At 64.8% G+C, this 24,734-nt stretch carries 24 protein-coding genes; 10 read left to right on the top strand and 14 right to left on the bottom strand.

What is annotated here, in order from left to right; translation table 11 throughout:
- Window positions 1-65: 65 nt before the first annotated feature.
- Together BVU17_09165 and BVU17_09160 are read right to left on the bottom strand one after the other, a co-directional pair.
- Window positions 66-476, bottom strand: coding sequence for a CoA-binding protein (locus tag BVU17_09165; protein AUG47676.1), 411 nt, complete (start codon window positions 474-476; stop codon window positions 66-68).
- A 46-nt stretch (window positions 477-522) separates the two neighbouring features.
- The gene (locus BVU17_09160; GenBank protein ID AUG47675.1) at window positions 523-897 is read right to left on the bottom strand and encodes a transcriptional regulator; all 375 of its coding nucleotides are present in this window, start codon (window positions 895-897) and stop codon (window positions 523-525) included.
- Between the two features lie 356 nt (window positions 898-1,253).
- Between BVU17_09160 and BVU17_09155 the strand changes: the two genes are divergently transcribed.
- Window positions 1,254-1,979, top strand: a complete 726-nt coding sequence (locus BVU17_09155) for a trehalose utilization protein ThuA (protein ID AUG47674.1) — start codon at window positions 1,254-1,256, stop codon at window positions 1,977-1,979.
- A gap of 227 nt (window positions 1,980-2,206) precedes the next feature.
- The gene (locus BVU17_09150; protein AUG47673.1) at window positions 2,207-3,376 is read left to right on the top strand and encodes an NADH dehydrogenase; all 1,170 of its coding nucleotides are present in this window, start codon (window positions 2,207-2,209) and stop codon (window positions 3,374-3,376) included.
- A gap of 161 nt (window positions 3,377-3,537) precedes the next feature.
- Here BVU17_09150 and BVU17_09145 read toward each other — a convergent pair whose 3' ends face one another.
- The 3 genes from BVU17_09145 to BVU17_09135 all read right to left on the bottom strand — a co-directional run bounded on the left by BVU17_09145 (window position 3,538) and on the right by BVU17_09135 (window position 8,007).
- Window positions 3,538-4,761: an alcohol dehydrogenase gene (locus BVU17_09145; GenBank protein ID AUG47672.1), complete on the bottom strand. Its 1,224-nt coding sequence runs from the start codon at window positions 4,759-4,761 to the stop codon at window positions 3,538-3,540.
- Window positions 4,762-4,909: 148 nt separating this feature from the next.
- A complete protein-coding gene (locus BVU17_09140) occupies window positions 4,910-6,799 on the bottom strand; it encodes a molybdopterin biosynthesis protein (protein AUG47671.1) in 1,890 nt (629 codons plus the stop codon).
- On the bottom strand, window positions 6,787-8,007 hold the full coding sequence (locus BVU17_09135) for a molybdopterin molybdenumtransferase MoeA (protein AUG47670.1): 1,221 nt from the start codon (window positions 8,005-8,007) through the stop codon (window positions 6,787-6,789). Before BVU17_09135 ends, BVU17_09140 begins: the two co-directional genes overlap by 13 nt.
- A 2-nt stretch (window positions 8,008-8,009) precedes the next feature.
- On the opposite strand from BVU17_09135, the gene BVU17_09130 reads away from it, so the two are divergent.
- The gene (locus tag BVU17_09130; protein AUG47669.1) at window positions 8,010-8,234 is read left to right on the top strand and encodes a hypothetical protein; all 225 of its coding nucleotides are present in this window, start codon (window positions 8,010-8,012) and stop codon (window positions 8,232-8,234) included.
- A 52-nt stretch (window positions 8,235-8,286) separates the two neighbouring features.
- Complete coding sequence (locus BVU17_09125; protein AUG47668.1) at window positions 8,287-9,513, top strand: hypothetical protein; 1,227 nt, start codon at window positions 8,287-8,289, stop codon at window positions 9,511-9,513.
- Here the strand turns inward: BVU17_09125 and BVU17_09120 are convergent.
- The 5 genes from BVU17_09120 to BVU17_09100 form a co-directional block, all read right to left on the bottom strand.
- Window positions 9,508-10,485, bottom strand: a complete 978-nt coding sequence (locus tag BVU17_09120; GenBank protein AUG47667.1) for a magnesium and cobalt transport protein CorA — start codon at window positions 10,483-10,485, stop codon at window positions 9,508-9,510. The genes BVU17_09125 and BVU17_09120 overlap by 6 nt on opposite strands.
- A gap of 246 nt (window positions 10,486-10,731) precedes the next feature.
- Window positions 10,732-11,367 (bottom strand): hypothetical protein, encoded by a 636-nt coding sequence (locus BVU17_09115; protein ID AUG47666.1) that lies wholly within the window; start codon window positions 11,365-11,367, stop codon window positions 10,732-10,734.
- A gap of 60 nt (window positions 11,368-11,427) precedes the next feature.
- Complete coding sequence (locus BVU17_09110; protein AUG47665.1) at window positions 11,428-11,949, bottom strand: hypothetical protein; 522 nt, start codon at window positions 11,947-11,949, stop codon at window positions 11,428-11,430.
- Window positions 11,950-12,035: 86 nt separating this feature from the next.
- Complete coding sequence (locus BVU17_09105; protein ID AUG47664.1) at window positions 12,036-13,514, bottom strand: cysteine--tRNA ligase; 1,479 nt, start codon at window positions 13,512-13,514, stop codon at window positions 12,036-12,038.
- 47 nt (window positions 13,515-13,561) lie between these two features.
- Window positions 13,562-14,047: a hypothetical protein gene (locus BVU17_09100; GenBank protein ID AUG47663.1), complete on the bottom strand. Its 486-nt coding sequence runs from the start codon at window positions 14,045-14,047 to the stop codon at window positions 13,562-13,564.
- 471 nt (window positions 14,048-14,518) lie between these two features.
- Between BVU17_09100 and BVU17_09095 the strand changes: the two genes are divergently transcribed.
- Both BVU17_09095 and BVU17_09090 read left to right on the top strand, forming a co-directional pair.
- Window positions 14,519-15,400: a hypothetical protein gene (locus BVU17_09095; GenBank protein ID AUG47662.1), complete on the top strand. Its 882-nt coding sequence runs from the start codon at window positions 14,519-14,521 to the stop codon at window positions 15,398-15,400.
- A 101-nt stretch (window positions 15,401-15,501) separates the two neighbouring features.
- Window positions 15,502-16,578, top strand: coding sequence for a hypothetical protein (locus tag BVU17_09090; GenBank protein AUG47661.1), 1,077 nt, complete (start codon window positions 15,502-15,504; stop codon window positions 16,576-16,578).
- Window positions 16,579-16,585: 7 nt separating this feature from the next.
- Here the strand turns inward: BVU17_09090 and BVU17_09085 are convergent, their stop codons facing one another.
- The 3 genes from BVU17_09085 to BVU17_09075 form a co-directional block, all read right to left on the bottom strand.
- Window positions 16,586-17,149: a hypothetical protein gene (locus BVU17_09085; GenBank protein AUG47660.1), complete on the bottom strand. Its 564-nt coding sequence runs from the start codon at window positions 17,147-17,149 to the stop codon at window positions 16,586-16,588.
- Between the two features lie 33 nt (window positions 17,150-17,182).
- Window positions 17,183-17,377: a hypothetical protein gene (locus BVU17_09080; protein ID AUG47659.1), complete on the bottom strand. Its 195-nt coding sequence runs from the start codon at window positions 17,375-17,377 to the stop codon at window positions 17,183-17,185.
- A gap of 111 nt (window positions 17,378-17,488) precedes the next feature.
- Window positions 17,489-18,865 carry an adenylosuccinate synthase gene (locus tag BVU17_09075; GenBank protein ID AUG47658.1) on the bottom strand — a complete coding sequence of 459 codons (1,377 nt, stop codon included), beginning with the start codon at window positions 18,863-18,865 and terminating at the stop codon, window positions 17,489-17,491.
- Between the two features lie 178 nt (window positions 18,866-19,043).
- Here BVU17_09075 and BVU17_09070 point away from each other — a divergent pair, with 178 nt between their 5' ends.
- Complete coding sequence (locus BVU17_09070; protein ID AUG47657.1) at window positions 19,044-19,349, top strand: hypothetical protein; 306 nt, start codon at window positions 19,044-19,046, stop codon at window positions 19,347-19,349.
- A 9-nt stretch (window positions 19,350-19,358) separates the two neighbouring features.
- On the opposite strand, the gene BVU17_09065 is transcribed toward BVU17_09070, so the two are convergent.
- Window positions 19,359-21,890 carry a hypothetical protein gene (locus BVU17_09065; protein AUG47656.1) on the bottom strand — a complete coding sequence of 844 codons (2,532 nt, stop codon included), beginning with the start codon at window positions 21,888-21,890 and terminating at the stop codon, window positions 19,359-19,361.
- Window positions 21,891-21,979: 89 nt separating this feature from the next.
- Between BVU17_09065 and BVU17_09060 the strand changes: the two genes are divergently transcribed.
- The 3 genes from BVU17_09060 to BVU17_09050 all read left to right on the top strand — a co-directional run bounded on the left by BVU17_09060 (window position 21,980) and on the right by BVU17_09050 (window position 24,644).
- Window positions 21,980-22,375: a hypothetical protein gene (locus tag BVU17_09060; protein AUG47655.1), complete on the top strand. Its 396-nt coding sequence runs from the start codon at window positions 21,980-21,982 to the stop codon at window positions 22,373-22,375.
- A gap of 63 nt (window positions 22,376-22,438) precedes the next feature.
- Entirely contained in the window at window positions 22,439-22,690 is a 252-nt protein-coding gene (locus BVU17_09055; GenBank protein ID AUG47654.1) for a hypothetical protein, read from the top strand.
- Between the two features lie 169 nt (window positions 22,691-22,859).
- Window positions 22,860-24,644 carry a cytochrome c oxidase subunit I gene (locus tag BVU17_09050; protein AUG47653.1) on the top strand — a complete coding sequence of 595 codons (1,785 nt, stop codon included), beginning with the start codon at window positions 22,860-22,862 and terminating at the stop codon, window positions 24,642-24,644.
- The last annotated feature ends 90 nt before the right edge of the window (window positions 24,645-24,734 follow it).

Raw genomic sequence — 24,734 nt, 5'->3', positions numbered from 1 at the left:
CAGCCACGGACTAAACCGTACCGGGCGACGGCCGTGTCAACCGTACTCAGCCATTATCTGCCTGTTCAGGCCAGCAGTTGCTGGTGTGTCGGCTTCATACAGCGGTCCTGGACGACGCGGCGGCCAGCAGCTTCGGCGCGTTCGACGGCCTTGTCGTCGTGGATGCCGAGCTGCAGCCAGATGACGGCGTCGTCGTCGCGTTCCAGGGCCGCGTCGACGATATCGCTGACCTCGTCGCTGGGCCTGAAGACGTCGATAATGTCTATATCACCGGGAATATCTGCCAGTGAGTCGTAGGCCTTCTGCCCGAATATCTCGTCAGCAAAGGGGTTGACCGGTATCACCTCGTACCCCTGTTCGGTGAGGTACTTCGGAATTTCGTGGGCGTCCTTGCCGGGGCTGGTCGAGCAGCCGACGACGGCGACGCGGTCCAGTTCGAGAATGTCTCTGAGTTCGTCATCCGAAGTAACGGGCATACACGACAGTTCGTCGGGCACCAATAAAAGCGATTGCCTGCGGGACCTACTCTGCGGGCTCATCAGCCTCTGTCGGTTCCTGCAGGTAGGTCTCGCCCCACGCTGCCATTTCGGTAATTACGGACTCCAGTGACTCTCCGTGTTCGGTGAGCGAGTAATTGACGCGAAACGGCTGTTCGTTGATTACTTCGCGGTCGACGAGCCCCTTCTCCTGCAGGTCTTCGAGGCTGTCGGAGAGCACTTTAGATGAGATACCGTCGACGTTCTCCTTGAGTTCGTTAAATCCTGAGGGGCCGTTATCAAGCAGCCGGTGGATGATAACGGGGTGCCACTTCTTCCCGATAAGGGACGCCGTCGTGGTTATAGGACACCAGTCCTCGCCAGCACACCAGACGGAAAGCTTCTCCGGTGAATCGCTCATATCTTGTCGTGATTTCGGCCGCGGCCGGCTAATAACTACCCCTGTGCAGGTACCGGAACCACCGTCTGTGGACTACATCGGGAGACACGGTGGACACTCCCACACCGATGTCGGAAAGAACTATGGCCCGCCATATCCAGCGGTACCTGATTATGGCTTCCCAGCACGGTTGCTGCCGCAGGCGATTTCAACTATTGTCGCAGCTCGTCGCGTCGGCTGGTCGCGATGTTCGAAAAAACCAGTCGAATGCCTGAACAGGTACCGGGATCACTTCGATCCTCGCTAGTATTGACACGTTGCTCTTCAGCCGCGAGCGAGTAGTCATATTTTTCTCTGGTTATTCAGTGTATTCTTGTATGGTTGCAGTCACCGTGTGGAACGAAAACCGGCACGAACGGGCGACAGGCCCCGCCAATGCGATGTACCCCGACGGGATCCACACGACGTTGGCTGAGATGCTTACGTCCTACGGCCACACTGTTCGGACAGCGACACTTGATGATCCTGCTAACGGACTCACCGAGACGGTGCTCACCGACACTGACGTGTTACTGTGGTGGGGCGATGTCGCACATGATGCCGTCAGCGATGCGGCTGCGAGCCGCGTTGAGCAGGCTGTCCGTGACGGGATGGGGTTCATTCCGCTTCACTCCAGCCACGAATCGAAGCCGTTCGAGGCGCTTATCGGGGGAACTGGTACCCTGCGGTGGCGCGAGGAGGGCGAGCGTGAGCACGTCTGGGTCGTCAAAGCGAGCCATCCTATTACCGACGGACTTCCCGAGGAGTTCGAACTCGAACGTGCCGAGATATACGGAAAGGGGTTCGACCTACCGATACCCGACACCCTGGTGACTGTAAGTTGGTGCGACGACGGCACGGTATTTCCCAGCGGGTGTTGTTACTACCGTGGTGCAGGGCGTATATTCTACTTCCAACCCGGTCACGAAACGTTTCCCGTGTACCACCGGCCAGTCGTCCAGAGGCTCTTGCACAACGCCGTTGCGTGGGCCGCGTCGAATGAGCGCGATCACTCCACGCCGAACAGTCCTGCTCATCAGGACAACCGTCGTGGTGCCTGGTAGCCCGACTGACTCCCAATTAGCTGTCTGGAAACGACCGCTCGAATCGTAATTGGTGATTAAGAGTCGTCTTTCGGAACGGTAGGCGCTGTTTTCTCTCGGGATGGTGACCGAAGGCAACTGCAAACTTAGGAAACTGGACCACGACCATGAGCCAGTATGCGAGGACAACAGCAGAGCCGTAGACCGATTCCAAAGGGTTTGTATCTAATGACTCCGGAGAGTGGCCTATGACAGAGAACGTGGTCGTGCTCGGGTCGGGGTATGCCGGCGCGGGGGCAATAAAGAGTTTAGAGGACGAGTTAGACGGTGAGGCGGACGTTGATGTCACGTGGGTTTCTGAGACGGACTATCATCTGGTCTTGCACGAGTCTCATCGGTGCATTCGGGACCCGAGTGTTCAGGAGAACATCGCTATCCCTGTTCACGAGATCAAGCAGCCCTCGACCGCCTTCATTCAGGACGAGGTCGTCGGCATCGACACCGACGCTCGGGAGGTCGCCCTCGCCGACTCCGCTGCTGTCGAGTACGACTACCTGCTGGTCGGGCTGGGTTCCCAGACCGCATTCTTCGGTATTGACGGGCTCGAAGAGCACGCTCTGACGCTCAAGAGCCTCGACGACGCCCTCAATATCCACGACAACATCCAGCAGGCCGCTCGCGAAGCCTCGACCAACGACCCCGCGCAGGTCGTCATCGGCGGCGCTGGCCTCTCGGGCATCCAGACCGCCGGCGAGGTCGCCGAGTTCCGCGACGAACACAACGCGCCCATCGACATCCACCTCGTCGAGGGCCTCGACCAGGTGCTGCCCAACAGCGACCCGGAACTCCAGGGCGCGCTGCGCAAGCGCTTGGAAGCCGCCGACGTGAACATCAAGTGCGGTGAGTTCATCGGCGAGGTCGACGAGGAGACCGTATACATCGGCGACGAGGACGAACTGGACTACGACGTGCTGGTCTGGACCGGCGGCATCACCGGCCGGGATTGCATGCAGGATGTGGATCTGGACAAAGACGAGCGCAACCACCGCGTCCACGCTGAGGGGAACTTCCAGACGGAGGACGAACGGGTCTTCGCCATCGGCGACTCGGCGCTGATCGACCAGCCGGGCGACCAGCCCGCGCCACCGACCGCTCAGGCCGCCTGGCAGGCCGCCGAGGTGGCCGGCGAAAACCTCGCCCGGGCGGCACGGGGTCAGCCGCTGAAGACGTGGACCCACAAGGACAAAGGGACGGTCGTCTCCGTCGGGGAGAAAGCCGTCGCCCACGACGTGGTGAACGTCCCAGTTGAGACGTTTGGCGGGCTGCCCGCGAAACTGCTGAAGAAAGCGATTGCCGCCCGCTGGATCAACGACGTGACCGGCGTTGGTCGGGCCGCCAAGGCCTGGCCCGACATGTAGATAGGACCTTTTTATTTCGTCGGGGTCGACCTGACCGCGCGACCTACTCCTCGCAAAGCGTGGACTAAAAAGGCGCGAAATCGCGGGGCGATTCGCGCGAAACCGCACCAGAGAGACGGTATTCGGGGTCTACCGGAGCTCTGAGCGGCATTCACTGCCGGCTACCAGGCCGACTCTAACACACTGACAATGTCCTTTCGTGTGGGTGCCAGTTCTGACGGGGCGTTCGCTATGAAGGCGTCTTCGAGGACGGCATCAGCAACTTCGGGGAACGCCTCGCGGCCGGGCCCGTCGACATCCCGAAGTCGCGTCGGGAGTCCAAGCGCAGTCACCACGTCGTTTATTTGGTCGATGACCGCAGCAGTGGGGTCTGAAGCATCGCCGGCGCCGAGTGCGTCGGCCAAAAGCGACCGCCGACCGTCGACCTGCTCGAACAGATATGAGAGTGCGTGCGGAGCAATGACCGCGTGGGCCGCGCCCTGCTGGACCTCGTAGGCCCGGGTCAGCCCGTGACCGAGGGCATGAATCAGTGAGAGCGTCGTCCCGTCAGCCCGCGAAATGCCGTACTGGACGAGCATGAGACCCTGGGTGAGCGACTGGTACACCCATGGGTCGTCGTCACCAGTACCGAATGCGAGCAGTCCGTCCGTGAGAAGGCCGAGGCCGCGAGAGGCTGTGGCGTCGGTTACTGGCGTTGCGCTGGCCGCGTACAGCGTCTCGATACCTTTATCGAAGCCGTTCATCGCTGACGCCGCGAGGATCGGACGGGGCGTCGTCGCAATCAGATCGGGGTCATAACAGACTGCTTCGGGCATCAGTTTCGGATCGCTGACACCACCACTGGCAGGCTCGTTCACAGGGCAGGTGTCTGGCGCGGCTGTGACCCCGGCGACGAGAGACAGGTCAGCGCCGGCCAGCGTCGTCGGGGCGGCGATAATCGGCGGCAGCTCCGCCTCGGGGACAGCTATCGTTCCGGAGTCGACAAACGCTTGGCCGACAGCCGCCGGGTCGCGGTCAGTCGCTGCGAGGATACTGATGATTTTCGCAACGTCGAGACTGCTCCCACCGCCGACGGCCACGAGACAATCGGCATCGACTTCTCGGAGGCGTTCGAGTCCGTCGCAGGCGGTGCCGAGCCGCTTGGCTGGCGTCGTTTCGGCGAAGGTGCCGGCCAGTCGGTCGCCGAGACCCTCCCGAACGGGGTCCATCACAGCCGGCGTGTCACCAACGGTCGCGCCACAGACGACCAGCGCACTGTTGTAGCCTTGCGCGTCTAACTCCGCACCCAGCGACTGCACGGCGTCAGGGGCGTATCGGAGTGTCGCAGGCTCGTACTCGAACCGGAACGGGGAATCGAGGTCAGCGGCAACCGATGTGTCGGGCATCGCTGTGACCCATTCAGCCCTGCTCGTGTTTATCACTTCAGGTCGCCAGTGCCGTCTTCCAGTGGTACCTGCAAGCGCAGGTACGTCGCAGTCGCTTGCGGGTCATAGCGTAATCTTGGCGGGTGTCACGGTGCTCAGGTCGACGCCGTCACTGCACTTCTATGCCAGCCAGTCCGTCGGCCAGCGAGTCGAGGTCTTCGAGGGTCGCGGCGAGCGCGTCGACGCTGTCTTTCTCCCGCCGATTCGGATTAGCGAGCACCCGAACGGGCTGGGTTCCGAGCGAGACGAAGCCGAGGCCGAGTTTCGCCGCCGTGGCGCGGAGACCGAGGCCCGCGTCCGCGTCGCCCGCCAGGACCTTCCGGGCGGGGCTTTCGTGGGCCTTCGTCGTGAGTTCGTAGCCGTCGACGGCGTCGGCGACTTCGGCGCGACCGAGGCCCCGCTCCTCGCCAAGAGCGTCGAGCGCGTCGTCGAAGCTCCGACGGAGTCCGGAGGCGGTGTCGCGGTTGACGAAGCGGTAGTCGCCGTCGACGAGGTCGGCCAGGTCGGAGATGTCGGCCTCGGCGTCGACGACCAGCCCCCACTCGCGCTGCCAGCCGCCGATATCGGTTGCCTCGTGGTCGGCGTCGGTCGGACCCGCGACGACGGCGACGTCGGGCACGCCGTTGCCGAGGCGGCGGACTCCCTCGGTCGATCCCAGCGGGAGGTACCGCGGGCGGTCGATTGTATCGAGCAGGCGCGAGAGGAGCGGGTCGTCCTCGCCCATGCCCAGCAGCGTCGGCGGCCTGACGGCGGGGGAAAACAGCGTCACATCGACCGTCTCCCCCTCGGCGAGGTAGTCGGTCCCCGGCGGCACGTCGACGAAGCCATCGGCGTCGACGAGGCTCGTCGTCGCGCCGCTGCCCTTGTCGACCGGGTAGACCAGCAGCGACCCGGAGTCGTCTTCGACCAGCCCGGCTGGCATGAGGCGTCGTCGCCCTTCGCCGTAGCGTTCCTGGACTGCCATTGTGCCGGAGGCCGTAGCTGTCTGTGGCTGCTCCCGTCCAGCAGCGTTCCGTACTGCTGGCGCGACGAACGTCTGGAAAATAGTCAGCGCCGAAACTGGGTAGCCAGGCAGCCCGACGTACGCCGAGTCGCCGATAGTCCCCACGAGCATCGGCTTGCCGGGTTTGACGGCCACACCGTGGAGCCTGAGTTCGCCGCGTTCCTCGATGACGCGGTAGATGACGTCGACCGCGCTGGCGCTGGTCGACCCTGACGAGAGGACGAGGTCGCATTCGTCAGCCGCTTGGTGGAGCAATCGCTCCATTTCCTCGTAGTCGTCGCCAGCGTGGGGGTACATCACCGGCTCACCGCCGGCCTCCGCGACCGCGCCCGCCAGCGTGTAGCTGTTCACGTCGTAAATCTGGCCGGCGGCGCTGTCGAGGGGGTCCCCGGGCCGGACAAGTTCATCGCCCGTCGAGAGAATGCCGACCTGTGGCCGGCCACGCACCGGAACCTCGTCGACGCCAAGGGCAGACAGGAGTCCGATTTCACGGGGCGTGATTCGCGTTCCTGGACCGAGGGCGCGCGCGCCGGCCGCGATATCTGCGCCGGCGAGCATCACGTTATCACCGGGCGCGACGGATGTGCGTATCTCGACGCCGGCGTCGGTTTCAGTCGTTCGCTCGACCATCACGACGGCGTCGGCACCGGGCGGCATCACCGCGCCGGTCGAAATCTCGGCGACCGAACCCGGTTCGACCGTTACGTCGGGCTTCTCACCCGCGTGGACTTCCCCGGCGACCGACAGCGTCACCGGGTCGGCCTCGTCAGCGCCGAAGGTGTCTCTGGCGTGGACGGCGTAGCCGTCCATACTCGCGCGGTCGAACCCTGGCACGTCGATGTCGGCGTCGATCCGCTCGGTGAGGACGCGGTCGCGGGCGTCGGCGAGCGGGACCGTTTCCGGGTCGGGGTCGATGTCGAGGTTTGCGACGACCTCGTGGGCCTCCTCCGGTGATGCGAGGTCGCGGAACTCGCGGCGGTCGCTCATTGGGACCACTCCCAGTCCTCGACGGGCACAGTGTCACCGGCGTCGTAGCCCTCCACGGACTCCGGCACGACGACCCAGCCGTCGGCGAGCGCGACGCTGGAGAGGACGCCCGACCCGCTGGCCCGCGTCGGCGTCGCGGTCGGTCCGTCGTCGTCCTCCTCGCGCAGTTGTACCCGAGCGTAGGTCCGGGTCCCCGGCTCGCTGGCTATCTTCCGCGTGAGTTCGGCCTCGGTCGTCGGCGGGTCGGTCGCCGGGAGGTGGCCGGCACGGCGGAGCGCCGGCCGGAGGAACTGGACGGCGTTGACGATGCAGGCGACCGGATAACCCGGGAGCATCAGAATCGGCGTCTCTTCGACCACGCCCAGCGCGACCGGGTGACCCGGCTTCAGCGCGACGCCGTGGACCAGCACCTCGCCGAGGTCGTCGACGACTTCCGGGAGCAGGTCCCGCTCGCCGACGGAAGAGCCGCCGGTCGTCACCACGAGGTCGTGGTCCAAGTCGTCGCTGATGGCCGCCCGGAGCGCGTCCACGTCGTCGGTAACGATGTCGCGGTAGGTCGCGTCACCCCCCCAGCGCTCGACGTACTGCGTGACGGTCTGGCCGTTCGTCTCGACTACTTGGCCCGGTTCCGGGTCATCTTGGACTAACTCCTCACCGGTCGGAATCACGCTGACAGTCGGCCGCTCGTACACCTCGACAGCGTCGTTCCCGACCGATTTCAACAGCCCGAGGTCCGACGGGCGGAGCAGGTGGCCGTCTGCATACAGCGTCTGCCCTTGCTCTACGTCCTCGCCGACAGGAGCGACGTTCTCCCCGCCAGCAACCGCATCGAACACGGTGACGGTGTCACCGGCGACCTCGGTCTCCTCGATCATCACGACGGCGTCGGCACCCGCTGGGAGTTCGCTGCCCGTGTGTACGCGGGTCGCCGTGCCGGTGGTCACTGTCTCTCCGACCTGGAGCGATTCCGGCGACCGCTGGCTCGCGCCGAACGTGTCTTCCGCGCTGACGGCGAAGCCGTCCATCGCCGCGCGCCGGTAGTGGGGCACCGCTCGCTCGGCGGTGATTTCCCCCGCGACGACGCGCTCGTCGGCGTCGCGTAGCGAGACGCGCTCCGTCCGCTCGTGTGGGAACACTGCGTCCAGCAGCGCCTCCCTGGCTGTCGTTACCGGCGTCCGGTCCTTGAACCCGGCCGACTTTCGGGACTCGTTGCTCATGTGTGTACGAATGGCCGGCACACCAAAAAGCTCGCCAGGTTCAGGGGGCTTCGGTCGGAAGAGAACGTCTGGCTGAGTCGGACCTGCGCTGTCGCCTCTTCGGGAGCGCCCTCTCGAAAGGACTGGTCGCGACCGACAGTCGGCACTGCTGTCTCACCACCCCTCCTAGCGCCGGGACTCACGCCGAACACGGTCCGGTCGGCCCGCACTACGCTGTAGAGTGGTAGCCGGGCCGAACGTCGCAGAGGTTCAAGTACGGGAACGGGGCCACGCCCCGCTATGCAGTCCATGGCTCCCGCCGTCGACCCGACAGCGACGCTCGCGCTCCTCGCTGCGGTTGGGGCGGGAGTTGGACTGGGAACGCTTAGCGGGCTCGTTCCGGGGTTGCACGCCAACACCTTCGCACTTTTGCTCGCCGCGGCGGCGAGCAGTCTACCGGGGCCACGACTCTACGTCGGCGTGGCAATGCTGGCGGCCGGGGTGACACACACCTTTCTCGACGTGATTCCGGCGCTGGCGCTGGGCGTGCCGGACCCGGCACTGGCGGCCAGTGCGCTGCCGAGCCACCAGCTGGTCATCGAGGGTCGCGGTCGGGAGGCGCTGCGCCTGTCAGCGCTGGGGAGCGGGTTGGCCGTAGTGTTTGCCGTCCCGCTGGCGGTTCCACTCACCCTCCTGATGGAGCGAGCGTATCCGCTGCTCCAGCCGTGGCTGTCGGTACTTCTCGCGGGAGTCGCTGTCCTGCTTGTGGTCACGGAACAGGGCCGCCGTCGGCAAATCGGCGCGGCGTGTTCACTGGCAGCCAGCGGCCTGCTTGGAATCGCCCTCCTCGACGCGCCGGTGACCGGAGTGCTGCCAGTCTCCGACGTACTGGTCCCGCTGTTTTCGGGGCTGTTCGGCGCGCCGGTGCTCCTGGCCGCCATCGAGGGGGAGGGGGTCCCGCCACAGGCCGACGCGGCGGTGACGACGCCGCGGCGAACGGTCGTCGTTCTCGCGGGCGTCGGAACGCTCTGCGGTGGCGCTGTCGGCTACATTCCGGGCGTCTCAAGCGCCATCGCGGCCACGCTGGCGCTTGGACTGGTCGCTGAGCGTGGGCCGCGTGCGTTCATCGTGACGACGAGTGGCGTCAACACGGCGACAGCGGTGTTTGCGCTGTTCGCGCTCATCTCGCTCGGGACGCCCCGAACCGGTGTCCTCGTCGCGCTCGACCGGGCCGAGGTGCCGCTCGTGCTCCCGGCGCTGCTCGCGGCGGTCGCCGTCGCCGCCGTCGCTGGCGCGATACTCGTCCCGACACTGGGTGACCGCTATCTCCGTGCCGTCGGTCGGGTGGACCAGACGGCCCTCTCGCTTTCAGTGGTCGCGGTCCTTGTCGGCCTCTCGGCGCTGTTTGCCGGCCTCGTGGGCGTCGGCGCGTTCGGGGCGGCCACGCTGGTCGGACATCTCCCGCCGCGGTTCGGGTCCCGCCGGGCGACGCTGATGGGGGTGTTGCTCGTCCCGCTTGCGCTATAGGTAGCCCCGCTGGCGGAAGTGGCCGAGCAGTATCGCGACGATGAGGCCCATGCCGACCATCACCGCGGGGTAGCCGAAGGTCCAGCCCAGTTCCGGCATGTTGTACGGGCTGTCGGCGAAGTTCATCCCGTAGACCCCGACGACGAACGTCAGCGGGATGAAGACCGTCGCGACGACGGTCAGCACCTTCATCACCTCGTTGGTCGACTGCGAGACGGTGTTGAGGTAGATGTCCCGCGCACCCGAGACGAGGTCGCGGTAGGTCTCGGTCAGGTCCACAATCTGGACGAGGTGGTCGTAGACGTCCCGGAAGTACTTCTCCGTCTGTGGTTGTATCTGCTTTGGGTCGCCACGGGCGAGGCTGCCGACGGCCTCGCGCGCGGGCCAGGCCTGCTTGCGGAACGACAGCAGGTCCCGCCGGACGTCGTTTATCTTCTCGATGGTCTCGCTGTCGGTGGAGACGGTGACCTCCTCCTCTATCTCCTCGATGTCCGTCTCGATGTCGTCGAGCAGGTCGAAGTAGGCGTCGACGACGACGTCGACGACGCGGTAGGCGGTGAAGTCCGGGCCGTGTTGGAGCAGGCGCTCGTCCCCCCGGCGGGCGGCGTCCATCACGCGCTGGACCGGCCGGGCCTCGTCTAAGCCCAGCGAGACGACCCAGTCGCGGCCGACGAACACGCCGACCGGGCTTGTCGTCACCTCCTTCTCGAAGGTGGTCTCGCCCGGGGTGAGCCGCATCGTCTTCAGCAGGACGAAGGTGTAGTCGCGGTACTCCTCGGTCTTGGCCCGGACGTCCCCCCGGAGGTCGTCGATGGCGAGCGGGTGGAGGTCGAATGCCGACTGGACGGCGCGTATCTCCTCGTCGGTCGCCTCGGCGGCGTGGACCCACGTCGTCCCCGCGGCCGCGCGGGCGGCCCCGAGGTCGTCGTAGGGCTCGGCCGTCTCGCCGGCGTAGACGAGTGCGGATATCACGCCCCGCCCTCCGTCTCGTCCGAGCGGCCGACGGCCAGCAGCGTCATCCCGGCGAGCAAGGCGGTCACCGAGAACGCGCGGCCGGGGTACGGCACCGCGACGCCCGCGACGTAGCCCGCCAGGCCGACGACGGTGAGCCCCAGGCCCAGCGCCAGGACGGTGTTCATGGCCCAGCCATCACCGCGCCCGATAAAAAGGGTATGCCCGAGGCCGCCGGCGTCCGAACTCACTGCATCCCGAAGCCCGTCAGTCGCCGCCGTGCTGGAGGCCGGACAGCAGGTCGTCGACGGCGTCGGTCTCGTCGACGGTCTCGGGGTGGACGGCGACGCCGATGACGATGTCGCCCTCGTGCTGGAAGCTGACGAGGTGAAGGCGGACGTCGATGGACTGGCCCGCCACCTCGGTCGTGCCGGTGTACTCGCTGACCTGGCGGTCCGCGCCCAGCGCCCGGACCGTCCGGTTCCCGGCCGACTCGACGTCGTCGATGCTGCCGGTCTGGCCCTGGACCGCTTCGAGGACCCGCCGGTTCGCCCAGTCGGCGGCGGGGTTGAGCGTCTGGCCGGCGACGGTCGCGCTCGGAACGGAGACGACGACGAACCGCGACAGCTCCACGACCTCGACGCCGAGCAGGGAGCCGCTCCGGGTGTACTGTCTGCGCTCGGTCACGAGCCGCACCGTCCGGTCCTGCCCGGCGACGGTCACGTCGCGGGTGACGTTCGCCTGTGTCGCGTTGTTAAGTTCGTATCCGGTCGAGTCGAGCGTGCTGTCAGAAACGGTCGCGGGCGAGGCCTCGAAGGTGACCGTCTCGCCGGTGATGAGCCCGACACAGCCGGAGGTCACGAGAAGGAGCGCCACGGCGACGGGGAGCAAGCGGCGTACCATCTACTTCCAAGCACTGTCCGGTACGGGAAAACGTTTTGTGGCCGCTGGGCGTCGGCCGCGTCAGCCGAAGATGCCCCGGAGGACGTCGGCGACCACGTTAATCGCGTACCACTTGACGCCGCCCAAGAGGCCGATACCGGAGACGCTGATTTCGCCCGCGGTGACGGCATTCTTGAATTCCACAGTGGGGTTGTTCGACGCGATGACTCGGTCCATCGTCGCCTTGTCCGTGTTCATCTGGATAGTAGCGTCGTCACGGGTGCCAAGCGCCAGTTCCTGCATCTGAAGGGCGTTGTTCATGCTGAACGACACCGACGCTTCGGTTCCGTTCTCGGGGTCGTCCACCACGAGGTTCACCTTCTCACCTTGTAGCTCACCAGCTATGAAGCCAAAGTCCTCCGGGTCGACGTTCGCGTTGTACGTCTCGACCATCGGTCCCATGTCCTCGAACATCTGGACGGCCCAGTCGGGCTGGTCGCTCTGTGCGGCGACGGGGGATGCGACCGCGCCGACCGCGGCAACAACGAGCATGAGAGAGACGATCATCCGGGTGAAACCGACAGTAGTTGGTACGTATTTCATAACAATTATATAAACGCACTAATAGTATATAAAATCGTAGTGAGGCGTGTTAGAATGTCCTAAATACGCAATCTTGATATGAAATATCAGATTCGATATGTCGGCCCGTCATCAGTATCTTGGACCTCGACGCCGAGGGCTTCGAGTTCGTCGCGGAGTTCGTCGGCCCGCTCGTAGTTGCCGGCGTCCCGCTCCTGCTCACGGACTGTCAGGACCAGGTCGACCACGTCGCCGGCCAGCGACACGTCGCCGCCGCCGTCCTCGCCGAAGGACAGCCCCAGAATGTCGCCGCCCAGTTCCTCGAACGTCTCGACGGCGCGCCGGAGCCCCCGGTAGTCGTACTCGTCGCGGCCGTCGACGTGCGTGTTGACCGCAGCGGTCAGGTTCAGCAGTGCGGTCATCGCCTCCCGCGTGTTGAAGTCGTCGTTCATCGCGGCCTCGAACGTCGAGCGGGCGTCGTCGACAGCATCCCGAAGCGTCTCGTCGGTCACTTTCGCGTGGGCGTCCACATCGTCGCAGGCTTCAGCCGCTCGCTCGTAGCCCCGGGAGAGGCGGTCCCAGCGCTCCTCGGCCTCCGAGACAGTCTCGTCGCTGTAGGTCGCCCGCGAAGTATATGCCGTCGACAGCAGGAAGGTCCGGAGCACGTCGGGACCGAACTCCTCGACTGCGTCGCTGACGCTGAAGTAGTTGCCAAGCGAGGAGGACATTTTCTCCTCCTCGGTCTCCAGCAGGCGGACGTGGAGCCAGTACTTCGCAAACTGCTCGCCGGTCGCGGCCTCGCTCTGGGCCACCTCGTTCTCGTGGTGGGGAAAGACAAGGTCCTGCCCGCCGACGTGGATGTCGATGGATTCGTCTAAGTGTGTCATCGACATCGCCGAGCACTCGATGTGCCAGCCGGGTCGGCCTTCACCCCACGGAGAGTCCCAGGTCTGTGCGGTCTGGCAGGCCTCCTCGGCCGGGGCGGCCTCCGGGTGCTGATGTTCGGCGATGTCCTCGGGGTCGACGCCGCCGGCCTTCCAGAGCGCAAAGTCGGCCGGGTGTCGCTTCTCGCCTTCGGTGTCCGCGCCCTGTGATTCGATGTCCTCGACGGACTGGTTCGAGAGTTTGCCGTAGTCCTCGAAGCTTGTCACGTCGAAGTAGACGGAGCCGTTGGCCTCGTAGGCGTGGCCGCTCTCGACGAGGCGCTCGACGAGGTCGATGATTTCGGGGACGTGCTCTGAGACGCGGGGGTACACTTCCGCGCGGCCGAGGTTGAGCGAGCGCATGTCGTCGATGACCTGCCGGACGTAGTGGCGGGCCACGTCGGCCTCGCTATCGCCGTCCTCGCCGACGCGGGCGACGATTTTCTCGTTGACGTCGGTGAAGTTCTCGACGTGGTGGACGTCATAGCCCAGATAGTCGAGCCAGCGGGCCATCACGTCGACATGAACCCAGCCGCGCGCGTGGCCGAGGTGGGGCGGGTCGGAGGTCGTCAGCCCGCAGTAGTACAGCAACACGGAATCGGGGTCGCGCGGCTCGAAGGCCTCTTTCTCACCGGTCAACGTGTTCGTCACGCGAAGCGTCATTACCGGGAGGAACTGCGTCCGCCCGCTTTAAGCCGTCGGAAGGCGACTCATCCCTGCACCACCGCCTCAACCATCCGGAGCGCGTCCGGTCCCGCACGGCGACCCACTACCACGACGAGCGCGTCGTCGGTGACGCCGGCGGCCTCGACCGCGACGTCCGCCGCCCGCAGGCGGCCCAGCACCTCGGCCAGCGCCGGCGGCGAGAGGTCGCCGGTAGCGACGATGCCCGTTAGCGAGCCAGCGCCCTCGGCGAAGGCGGCGTCCCCGACTCGGAAGACGATAGCCGACACAGCGTCGGGCGATTCGACCCGACCCAGCCCGCTCTGCATCGAGACGCGGGCGTCGCTGTCGTGGGCCGGGCTGTCGTCCAGTTCCTCGGCGAACCGTCGGAGGGCGGTCGCGACGGCTTCCGCATCGCCGTCAATGTCGAGCGTGCGCGCGGCGGCCGTGTAGTTAACGACGCCCGCTCGAAGTGCGTCGTAGAGAAACGGGCGCTCGCGGACGGCGTCCCTGGTCGCGGCGGCGAGTGACATTGGCGTCGGCCACGCCCGGCGCGGGCAAAAGTCGTTCTATCGCCGGCGGGCGACCACGGGTACGGGACAGGCCGTGTCGGGCCATAACCGACACACGGGCGCGCTATCCCCTCAGAACTGCGGCCCCACTCCCAGCGAGTGAGAACAGGCCGGGGGGTTTGTCCCCCTCGGCGTCCGCTCTCTACACGAGGGAAAGACAATGGCGATTGCACAACGAGAGCGGAAGGCGTTCGGACAGCCCCTGGGAGCAGCGGAGCGAATCATCGGCGGCATCGTCGTCGCTGCCGGCGCGCTGGGACACGCGGCACTGCTTGCGGCCGCTGGACTGTTGTTCTACGTCCTCCTGTTCGGGCTGTGATCGGGCGGAATCGGGCGGCAAAGACACATTTCGGCGCGCAATGTTGCACAGCTCGCCGGCTATCTGTACAGGGCAACGAAGGCCCTAAGGACGACTCGCCCCAACCGAAGTGCATGGACGAAGCACTCGTTATCGCGGCCCACGGCTCCCATCTGAACGCCGAGTCGAGTACGCCCACCTACGACCACGCCGACACGATTCGGGCGACGGGCGCGTTCTCCGAGGTCCGTGAGTCCTTCTGGAAGGAGGAACCGTCGTTCCGGGAGGCCCTGCGGACCGTCGACGCCGAGGAGGTGTATCTGGTCCCGCTGTTCATTTCGGAGGGCTACTTCACCGAGCAGGTCATCCCACGGGAGTTCCGACTCGAAGACTGGGACCCCGAGCTGTGGGACTCCGACGGGACGAGCGCGACCAACGCGACGCTGGCCGCCGAGGACACGGCCCAGACGGTCCACTACTGTGGCCCGGTCGGAACGCATGATTCGATGAGCGATGTCATCGTCCAGCGAGCGGAGTCTGTCACCGGCGATCCCGATGTTGGCGAAGGGTTCGGTCTGGCAGTCGTCGGCCACGGGACGGAGCGCAACGAAAACTCCGCGAAGGCCATCCAGTACCATGCCGACCGCATCCGCGCGCGGGACCGCTTCGACGAGGTGCAGTCGCTGTTCATGGACGAGGACCCTGAAGTCGACGACGTTGCGGACTACTTCGAGAGCGACGACATCGTCGTCGTGCCGCTGTTTATCGCCGACGGCTTTCACACGCAGGAGGACATCCCCGAGGACATGGGTCTGACCGACGACTACCGGACGGGCTACGACGTGCCGACTACTGTCGAGGGCCACGACATCTGGTACGCCGGCGCAGTCGGCACGGAGCCGCTGATGGCTGACGTGGTGCTGGAGCGGGCCGCCGACGCGGGCGCGGACGTGAGCGCTGCCATCGAGCAGGTGCGCGAGGAGACTGGCGGCGCGACGCCCGCGACCGGCGACTGACAGGTCGCCGACTGCCGCTATCAGGTCAGAGACCGGAACTGATTACGCCGCTTGCTGGCCGGAACCAGCCGACTTTTGCCGACCGAGTACCGTTTTCCAGTATGGACGGCGAGTACGTGGACGCGCTGGTGGCAACTGCCCCCGATGGCATCGCCTTCGACGACCTCCACGTGACCCACGAGAGTGACGGGTACACGTTCCGAACACCGGATGTGGACCACAGCGGCATCGACGAGGAGACGCTTCGGACGGTAGCGGCGGAGTCACCGTACGTCCGAAACTGGTACTTCTGGCACGCCACCGCGCCCCAGAAGGCGGACCGCTGGGCGTTCCTCCGCTGGCTCGAAGGGGCAGAGCAGCGAGACGTGGCCGAGCGCTACGACGCGCTCGCCGACGGGGTGTCCGCGACCTGGGGGGAACTGCACCTGACCGTTACGCTCTCCGACGGAACGCGGACATACAGCATCCGGCACCGCGCCGACGTCGATGTCGGAACCAGCGCGCTCGACGAGTACGACGACCCCCTCGACGCACGCGAAATTGCGAAACACGACGACGACGGCGGCTACCGCCCGCTCAAGACCGCGCCGTCGCTCCAGACCGGGTGGGCGTTCCCCGAGCTATCGGCGAGCGAGTTCGTCACGACGGTCGACGCGTTCTACCCGGCGACCATCGCGAACTGGCACCGGGAACAGGAGGGGGACCTCGACGTGACCCACTGGCGGGACACCGTCGACCGCCAGACCGGGATTTACGGCGTTGTCAAGACCTGGGACCGCGGTGACGGCTACGAACACGTCAACTGGGTCGCCGAGGCCTGCTGTGACGATTCCCAGTGTCTCAAACGCCGGGAGTGGCAGTACGACGAGGAGACAGAACTCGATGTCGACGGCGGGTCAGGTGAGTTTCCCTGCCGGGAGCCCTGCTCGCTTGTCATCGCCGGCGCGCGCAAGTGGACAAAGCTCGAAGGCGAGCAAGCCCAGACCTACGAGTTCGAACTCACGCCCAGCGAGAAAGAACAGATCGAGGATATCATCGATGCCGTCGCAGACGGCGAGGCAGACGACATCCGTGAAGCCGATATCTACGAGGGAGCCAACCGGTACCGGACACGGTTCCTGCGAGCAAAGCTGTTCGACGACGAGGGGAACCTCGGCGGCGTCGAGACGGAACAGTAGCGGCGCGTCAGGTCGGGCGAACGGCGACGGAGAGGAGTCCTATGACGATTGTGACCGCGAGTACAGCGACGACTGTCAATAGCACGCTCTCGGTGAGCACCAGCGTGATGAGTCCCGCAATCAGGACGGTGAAACCGCCAGCCGCCAGTATCGGTCCCGCAGACAGGTCTTCGAGACCGGACGCTGATTCTGCCGCCGGTTTCGGCTGTGGCTTCGACAGCTCGTCGTCGACGATGACCGGTTCGTTCTCGGTCCCACCTTCCGGAATATAGATGTCGATGTACCGGGTCTCGGCGCCATATCCGGTCACGACCTTTAGCTTGCCACGGACTGGCCCGTCACCGTCAACGGTCACTCTGACTAACCGATCGGTTTCGGCCCGTACGTGGTGGTTTGTGGCGTCGAGCGACGCGACAGAAGAGAGCGAGTCGTCGAGATGAAGGTGGACGTGCAGGGCCTCGCCGTGGTTGACTAATCGAACGTCGAAACTCCCTGTCGCGTCGAACTCGTTTGGAACTTCCAGACTGTGGATGTCCGTCCGGTTGAGGTGCACGGGCAGGGAGTCAGGCACGGACGTGACTCCGCGTGGCGAGGAAAAAAAGGTTCAGGCCGGTGCCTCGTCGCGCATGTCCGGGGGGAGCAGGTTCGGGATGCCGTCCTCGATGGGGAACGTCTCACTGCACTCGGTGCAAACGAGTTCGCCCGACAGGATCTCGCCGTCGTCGCGCTCCGTCACTTCGAGGTCGAGGTCGTGCTTGTCCAGAGGGCAGCAGATAATTTCCATCAGGTCCTCTTTCATACATTCGACCAAGACCGGCGGTCGCAAAAGTCTGCCGCTCTCCCAGCGGTATCGCCCCGTCGCCGGGTACTCGTGTGTGAACTCGACCGCCGAGTCAGAACGGAGCGCCTGCTAGAACGGATGCTCGCGGACGATAGTTTCACCGCGGCCGGGGCCGACGCCGATGGCGTAGGCCGGGGTGTCGAGTTCGTCCTCGATGTACTCGACGTAGGCCTTCGCGTTCTCCGGCAGCGCGTCGTACCCCTCGTCGGCGGCGTCCGCCCAGTCGACCTCGGGCCACCCGTCGAAGGACTTGAAATTGGCTTCACAGCGCTTCCACTGCTCGGTGGTCGCGGGCATCGACGCCAACTGCTCGCCGTCGAGCGTGTAGCTGTGGCCGACCTTCACTTCGTCGAGGCCGGCGAGCACGTCGAGGTGGTTGATGGCGAGGCCGGTGAAGCCGGAGACCCGCGTGGAGTGGCGGAGCATCGGCAGGTCGAGCCAGCCGACGCGTCGCGGACGGCCGGTAACGGTGCCGTACTCGCCCCCCTCCTCGCGGATGTAGTTCGCCAGCTCCTCGTTTTCGCCTTCGCCCTGCTCGTCGTAGCCGGGCGTATCGCCGGCGACGCCCCCGAGTTCGGTCGGGAGCGGGCCGCTTCCGACCCGGGTGAGGTACGCCTTCACGATACCGATAACCTCGCCGTCGCCGACGACGCCGGGGCTGAGTCCGGTCCCGGTCGCCGCGCCACCGGCCGTCGGGTTCGAAGAGGTGACGTAGGGATAGTTCCCGTGGTCGATGTCGATAATGGTTCCCTGTGCGCCCTCAAGCATGACGTTCTGGCCCTCGTCGATGGTCGCGCTGAGGAACGCGCCAGCGTTGACAGTCATGTCCTCGGCCTCGAAGCGGCGGCCGAACTCGCGGAACTCCTCGAAGATGGCGTCCACGTCGAAGGCGTCCGGGTCGTCAAGCTCGTCGACGTCGAGGTCGTACACGTCCTCGACGACGGCCCGCTTCTGGGGGACGACGTATTCGAGGCGCTCCCTGAGTACGTCCGGGTCAAGCAGGTCGCCGACGCGGACACCGCGCCGACCGGCCTTGTCCTCGTAGGTCGGACCGATACCCCGACCTGTCGTTCCGACTTCCTGATCCGTTTCGCTCTTTACTTCCTCCTCGATGCCGTCGAGCACGCGGTGGAAGGGGAGAATGACGTGTGCTCGTTCAGCGATGCGAACGTCCGGGTCGAGGCCGCGTTCCTGAAGCGTGTCTATCTCGTCGAACAGCGTTCGCGGATTGACGACACACCCGTTGCCGAGTACGCCGACCTTGCCGCGGATGGCTCCGCTCGGAACCAGCGAGAGCTTGTACTCCTCGCCCTCGTGGACGACGGTATGGCCGGCGTTGTCGCCGCCCTGATAGCGCGCGACGACGTCTACGTCGTCGCCGTACAGGTCGACGATGCCGCCCTTCCCTTCGTCGCCGAGCTGTGAGCCGACGATGGTTACGGTCATCGCACGCACCTTCCAGCCACCGTGATAAACAGATTACGGTCCGGAAATCACGCTCGTGAGCAGTACCCATGTGAACCGTTACGACGGTTTTAAGACACCCCTGTTCGAACGTATCAACGTTGTAGCGATTATCCGAGGGAGAACCTTTAAATACCGCAAACACAAGTTAACAATTGCCATGATAGACAGGCTTGAAAAGGAAGTTGACATGCTAGAGCGCCACTTGCAGGTGCTTCGCATGGTTATCGAGAACGAGCCTATCGGTATCGTGAAGATGTCCAACGAAACCGGCTACCCGCACCACAAGGTGCGGTACTCCCTGCGCGTTCTCGAAGAGGAGAACCTCATCGAGCCCTCCAGCCAGGGTGCGATCACGACCGAACAGACCGGTGAGTTCGTCGACGACCTCGACGAAAAGGTCGACGAAATCATCGACAAGCTCGAGGGTATGAAGATCGAAGACGCGGCCGAAATCGAAGGCTAAGCTTCTTTCTCAGAGTTCCGGGACCGCCAGGTGGAACTCCTGGTTTCTCGCTTCTAACAGACAGAGGTGAAAGCCCTTTTTCCGTGAGATGTTCACGAAGCTCTTGCGCTTATCGCGGTTGAACAGTCCACTGGAGGTCGCTTCTTCGGCGGTTTCGAGCGCGCCCGGCTCGAAGAAACTGCTCGTGACGAGAAACGCCGACGCAAGCGACCCGGAGGCGTTACCGACCCGCTCGGCGTTTCGGATGAGGTCCGACATCTGGCCCTCGGAGGCCGGTTCGCGCGAGTCGTTGATGTTTGCGACGACCAGCGGGTTCCCCATCCGGTCGCGGACGACCACATCGAACCGTTCCTGCGAGCGGTTCTCCTGCCCGTCTTCTGTGTAGGTCACTGTGACGTTGCCGTTCAGTTCGGCGCGGTCGATGGCCGGAAGCCCCTCATAGAGGTCCTTCATGGCCCCTGCATGGCCAGTATCTCGAATCTCATAGAGGAGGTTCCGGATGAGCCAGTTAACAAAGCGGTACTGGATGCTGTCTTCGAGGTACTCCTCGAAAGGCGTCCCGTTGACCGTTGCGCCCTCGGCCTCGAACTGCGTGTGATACTCCAGCCTGAGGTTCGCCTCGACCTCCTCGCGGCTCGCCTCGCCGTCCTTGGCCTCCTCAAGCGTCGCCTTGCCCTTCGAATCGTACCTGACGAAGAGGTTCGTCCCGTTTATCGCCTCGCCGGCGCTGAGCCGGGCACCACCTGCGGCGGCGTCGTTCTGCTCGTCGAGTTGTTCCTCCAGCCGGTCGATTTCGGCCCGTGCGTCGGCTAGCTCCGACTCCAGACGGTCGCGCTCGTCTCGAAGCTCTCGGTTCGTTGCCTCCAGATCGGTGAGTTCAGATTCGAGTTCCGACACCGTCTCGGCTTGCTGTTCGAGTTCGGATTCGAGCTCCGCGACACGCTCTCGCTCGCGTGGTGACAGCTCCTCGCTGGCAGGCGACTGTCGCTGGTCCCCTGCCGACGGCTGTGGCTGCGGTGCCTCGGCCTGCTGTGGGTCGTTTTCGGCTGGGCCGCGGCTGTCCTGTGCCGGTGCCGGTCCCTGAACGCTGGAGTCGGTCGACGGTTTCGAGTCGTCCTGTGCCGGCTGGTCACGTCGTGGTGCCGACGCCTGTTGCCCACCCGTCGGTGGCGTCTGCGTGGGTGACACGCTGGTGGCTGTGCTTTCCTGCGCACCGCCGGACTTGTTCGGGTCCAGCGACGGGACCGAGCGCGTCTCTAGATCCCCACTCGCCCCGCCAGAACCGGCTTCGGGCGTCGGAGTTGCCGTATCAGCCCCGGACCGGGACGGCTGTGACTCGGAGCGCTGGGTCGGTTTCGATTCTGCCGGCTCTTCGCGGCGGTCTGTCGAAGCCGCCTGGTCACTCTGTGTCGGGGCGCTCCGTGCGCTGGCGTGCTGGGTTTCCTGTGTCTGTGACGGCTCGGTCGCCGGTCGCTGCTGCTCGGTCTCCCCGGCAGTCTCACGCACTCCGGTCTCCCGTTCGGTGGCGTCGTGGTCGGGTTCTCTCCGTGTCGCGGTGTCAGTCTCCGTCGTCGCTCGCTCGGTTGCGCTGCTGTCTGGCCGGCTATCCGCTTTCGGCCTCTCGTCCGCATTCGGTTGCGCATCTGACCCGGACCGACCGCGGGACCGGCCCGGATTCGCACCGGCAGCTTTCGATCCGGGCGGGCCGCCGCTTGCGGGGCCGCGGTCCGGTGTCGACTCTGTCTCGGCCTGGGCCTGTCCAGCATCGTCGGTTCCATCGGCTACAGTATCTCCGGCCGAGTCTGTGGACGGCTCCACCGGGTCGTCGCTGCTGTGGTCGTGTTGCGTTGTTCCGCCCGGCTCTGCCCCGCCTGCCGGCGCGGCGTCCGCCGCACCGGCGTCGGCCGGTTCGTCGGCGACAGCCGCCTTATCATCAGCGTCAAGCGGGTCGACGCCGGCGGCCGCCGAGTCTGCTGACTGCTCGTCCGCCCTGTCGTCGGGCGGTTCTGGAATCTCAATCGGCTCGATATCGACTGGCATGACCTCGTAGATACCGACCTCATCGTTGGCTGTCTCGAAGGCCTCGTCATCGGTGAGCAGCTTATCCGAGTTACCGACCCACGCGACGCTCATCGAACGGCCCTGATGATACACGGTGTAGTAGTCGCCCGAGAGGACGTTTTCGGAGAGTTCGATAAAGCCAGTAAAGTTCCCGCTCGACAGTGTCTGGTCGACTTCTGCAAGCGCTGTATCTTCAGTGTAGTACTGTGCTTTCACCTCGTCGGCGCGTTCCTGCATCACTGCAAGCAGTGGCAGCGCCTCGTGCGGTGACCGTTTGGCTGTTCCCGACGCGTCCTCGAAATCCTCGATGGTGCCGTCGAGGACGCCGACGACGGTCCCGTTCAACATGAACAGGCGCGTCGGACCCGCGATGACCGCGCCGGAGAACTCCTGTCCGGCGAGGTCCTGCAGGCCCGCGAACCCGCCGTCGAACGGAACCGACTCCCAGCCGTCGACCCGTTCGACCGTGCGTGTACTCATTACTCCCACCAAGCCGGATGGTGAACAAATAGTTTGTGCCCACGGGCGCGGTCCGATGGACATATGACGAGTCGGCCTCAAGAACTGGTATGGTAGAGGAGCCGGGACTAAGCGACCAGTATCCGACCGCAAGTCCGTGGCCGCTGTTTGTCGCACTGGGATTAGCACTGTCAGAAATTGGCGTGTTTGTCGGACTCTTTCCAGTGGCTGTTTTCGGCCTGATACTGTTCGGCGGTAGTATCGCCGGTATCCTCACCGAGTCCGGGTACGTGGAGCGGCCGTGGCCGACCCTGCTCGGAGTCGGAGTCGTTCTTATCGTCCTCGCCGCTGCGTTTACCGTCTGGCAGGTCCCGGCCGCCGACATCGCGCTCTCGAACGTCGGGACCGGGCCGCTGTTCACTCGGCTGGTGGCCGTCGCCGTGGCGGGCGCGGTGATGATCGGGATGGGCGGCGTCGCTTCGGTTATGGAACAGACCGCAGCCTGAGACAGGCACCAGCGCGATTCGGAAACCAACACTCTATTTACTGGCCTGCCCTAACGAGAAGGCATGGCACTGTTCGGGTTCGAAAAAGATACCCTGCTCGACCTCACCGTGAACGTCATCCCGCTCGGGATTCTCTTCTTCTTCATCGTCGCGTTCGCCGCGTTCCCGGCGTTCGGAACCGACCCCGTCTTCTCCGGGATGCAGTTCGCACTGATTATCTCGATGTTCCTGTTGCTCGCCGTCCTGACCTACTACGCGGGGAAGGCCGTCGAGAACGCTGAGAAAGAGAACGGCGAACTGGGCCACGAAGACTGAGCGGAGGGCGTCGGACAGACTGCTTCGAAGACCGACCGCGCTTGCCACTGGGTGACCGTGTGCGGTGGCCGCTTGTTTTTGCGGTTTCAATGTGGGATGGAAGCCGTATTTTATGGTCGTTGCTGCAGGAATCGACCCTTTGATAATGTCCCAGTCCTGAAGGACGACTATGGTAGCAGGAGATATTGTGCTGACGGGGCTGATGGCCGTCCTCCTCGTCGGCGTCGCCGCGCTTCTCACCCGTGTCGAGAACTGGCGTTCGTATACGCCGCTCGCGGGTGGCGGGGCCGTCACGGGTGACGAGACGACCGTCATCAACCGTGAGAAGCCCGCAGGTATCATTCGCTGGCTAACAACCGTCGACCACAAGGACATCGGACTGTTGTACGGGGTGTACGCGGTCATCGCCCTGGCCGTCGGTGGGATCATGGCGATGCTCATTCGCATCCAGCTCGTCACGCCCGCCGGAGCCATCCTTGGCAACAACGCCTACAACTCCATCCTGACGAGTCACGGCATTACGATGCTGTTCCTGTTCGGGACGCCCATCATCGCGGCGTTCGCGAATTACTTCATCCCGCTGCTCATCGGGGCTGACGACATGGCGTTCCCACGTATCAACGCCATCGCGTTCTGGCTCCTCCCGCCGGCGGCACTGCTGATCTGGGCGGGATTCTTCCTCGCGCCGGTGACCGACAACATGATCGAGCCGGCCCGCACGGCCTGGACGATGTACACGCCGCTATCGGTCGAGCAGGCGAACCCCGGCGTCGACCTGATGCTGCTGGGCCTGCACCTCTCGGGTGTTGCGGCGACGATGGGAGCGATCAACTTCATCGCGACCATCTTCACGGAGCGCAACGAGGAGGTCAACTGGGCGAACCTCGACATCTTCTCGTGGACGATCCTCACCCAGTCAGCGCTCATCCTGTTCGCCTTCCCGCTGCTGGGGAGCGCTATCGTGATGCTGCTACTCGACCGGAACCTTCAGACGACGTTCTTCGCCGTCGAAGGTGGCGGCCCGCTGCTGTGGCAGCACCTGTTCTGGTTCTTCGGCCACCCTGAGGTGTACATCCTTGTCCTGCCGCCGATGGGACTGGTCAGCCTCATCCTGCCGAAGTTCTCCGGCCGAAAGCTGTTCGGCTTCAAGTTCGTCGTCTACTCGACGCTCGCCATCGGGGTCCTCTCCTTCGGCGTCTGGGCCCACCACATGTTCTCGACGGGCATGGACCCGCGGCTCCGGGCGTCGTTCATGGCCGTCTCGCTTGCGATTGCGATACCGAGCGCTGTCAAGACGTTCAACTGGATCACGACGATGTGGAACGGCCGCCTACGTCTGACGACGCCGATGCTGTTCTGTATCGGCTTCGTCTCGAACTTCATCATCGGGGGCGTCACCGGCGTGTTCCTCGCCTCCATCCCCGTCGACCTGATCCTCCACGACACCTACTACGTCGTGGGTCACTTCCACTACATCGTGATGGGGGCCATCGGCTTCGCGGCCTTCGCCGGCATCTACTACTGGTTCCCGATATTCACCGGCCGGATGTACCAGCGCACCCTCGGCAAAGCGCACTTCTGGCTCTCGATGGTCGGGACCAACATCACGTTCTTCGCGATGCTCGCGCTGGGCTATCTGGGGATGCCCCGGCGCTACGCCACCTACCAGTTCGACGGCGCTATCGCGCCACTGACGCAGGTGTCGACGTTCCACCAAGCAGCGACGGTGGGCGCAGTCATCCTGTTTATCGGCCAGCTGTTCTTCGTCTGGAACATCGTCCAGTCCTGGCTCGAAGGCCCGAAGGTCGAGGACGGTGACCCGTGGAACCTTGAGCGCGACGGCATGCTGGACCGCGAGTTCCAGTGGTTCGACGAGCAGCTCGAAGCTGACAGTCCGGAAAAGGACCCATCGCTACTCGCCGACGGCGGGCAGGAAGAACAAGACGACTCGTAAGCGTCCCGCTGTTTTCGCTGCTTTTGTTTCATCCGTAGCCACGACCGAACTGACAGTGCCCGTTAGCTTGCGCCGGAAACGAGCACCATA

The sequence above is a fragment of the Haloarcula taiwanensis genome, from assembly GCA_002844335.1.
Classification (GTDB): Archaea; Halobacteriota; Halobacteria; order Halobacteriales; family Haloarculaceae; genus Haloarcula; species Haloarcula taiwanensis.
Note: the sequence above shows the minus strand (reverse complement) of the source record. Positions and strands in the feature narration are given on the sequence as shown.

Coding starts and splice junctions, on each gene's coding strand:
- BVU17_09070 (AUG47657.1), top strand. CDS start 19,044: ATGATAGACAGGCTTGAAAAGGAAGTTGACATGCTAGAGCGCCACTTG.
- BVU17_09160 (AUG47675.1), bottom strand. CDS start 897: ATGAGCGATTCACCGGAGAAGCTTTCCGTCTGGTGTGCTGGCGAGGAC.
- BVU17_09105 (AUG47664.1), bottom strand. CDS start 13,514: ATGACGCTTCGCGTGACGAACACGTTGACCGGTGAGAAAGAGGCCTTC.
- BVU17_09055 (AUG47654.1), top strand. CDS start 22,439: ATGGCACTGTTCGGGTTCGAAAAAGATACCCTGCTCGACCTCACCGTG.
- BVU17_09080 (AUG47659.1), bottom strand. CDS start 17,377: ATGAAAGAGGACCTGATGGAAATTATCTGCTGCCCTCTGGACAAGCAC.
- BVU17_09135 (AUG47670.1), bottom strand. CDS start 8,007: ATGAGCAACGAGTCCCGAAAGTCGGCCGGGTTCAAGGACCGGACGCCG.
- BVU17_09115 (AUG47666.1), bottom strand. CDS start 11,367: ATGGTACGCCGCTTGCTCCCCGTCGCCGTGGCGCTCCTTCTCGTGACC.
- BVU17_09150 (AUG47673.1), top strand. CDS start 2,207: ATGACAGAGAACGTGGTCGTGCTCGGGTCGGGGTATGCCGGCGCGGGG.
- BVU17_09110 (AUG47665.1), bottom strand. CDS start 11,949: ATGAAATACGTACCAACTACTGTCGGTTTCACCCGGATGATCGTCTCT.
- BVU17_09145 (AUG47672.1), bottom strand. CDS start 4,761: ATGCCCGACACATCGGTTGCCGCTGACCTCGATTCCCCGTTCCGGTTC.
- BVU17_09100 (AUG47663.1), bottom strand. CDS start 14,047: ATGTCACTCGCCGCCGCGACCAGGGACGCCGTCCGCGAGCGCCCGTTT.
- BVU17_09125 (AUG47668.1), top strand. CDS start 8,287: ATGCAGTCCATGGCTCCCGCCGTCGACCCGACAGCGACGCTCGCGCTC.
- BVU17_09165 (AUG47676.1), bottom strand. CDS start 476: ATGCCCGTTACTTCGGATGACGAACTCAGAGACATTCTCGAACTGGAC.
- BVU17_09155 (AUG47674.1), top strand. CDS start 1,254: ATGGTTGCAGTCACCGTGTGGAACGAAAACCGGCACGAACGGGCGACA.
- BVU17_09090 (AUG47661.1), top strand. CDS start 15,502: ATGGACGGCGAGTACGTGGACGCGCTGGTGGCAACTGCCCCCGATGGC.
- BVU17_09095 (AUG47662.1), top strand. CDS start 14,519: ATGGACGAAGCACTCGTTATCGCGGCCCACGGCTCCCATCTGAACGCC.
- BVU17_09050 (AUG47653.1), top strand. CDS start 22,860: ATGGTAGCAGGAGATATTGTGCTGACGGGGCTGATGGCCGTCCTCCTC.
- BVU17_09065 (AUG47656.1), bottom strand. CDS start 21,890: ATGAGTACACGCACGGTCGAACGGGTCGACGGCTGGGAGTCGGTTCCG.
- BVU17_09060 (AUG47655.1), top strand. CDS start 21,980: ATGGTAGAGGAGCCGGGACTAAGCGACCAGTATCCGACCGCAAGTCCG.
- BVU17_09075 (AUG47658.1), bottom strand. CDS start 18,865: ATGACCGTAACCATCGTCGGCTCACAGCTCGGCGACGAAGGGAAGGGC.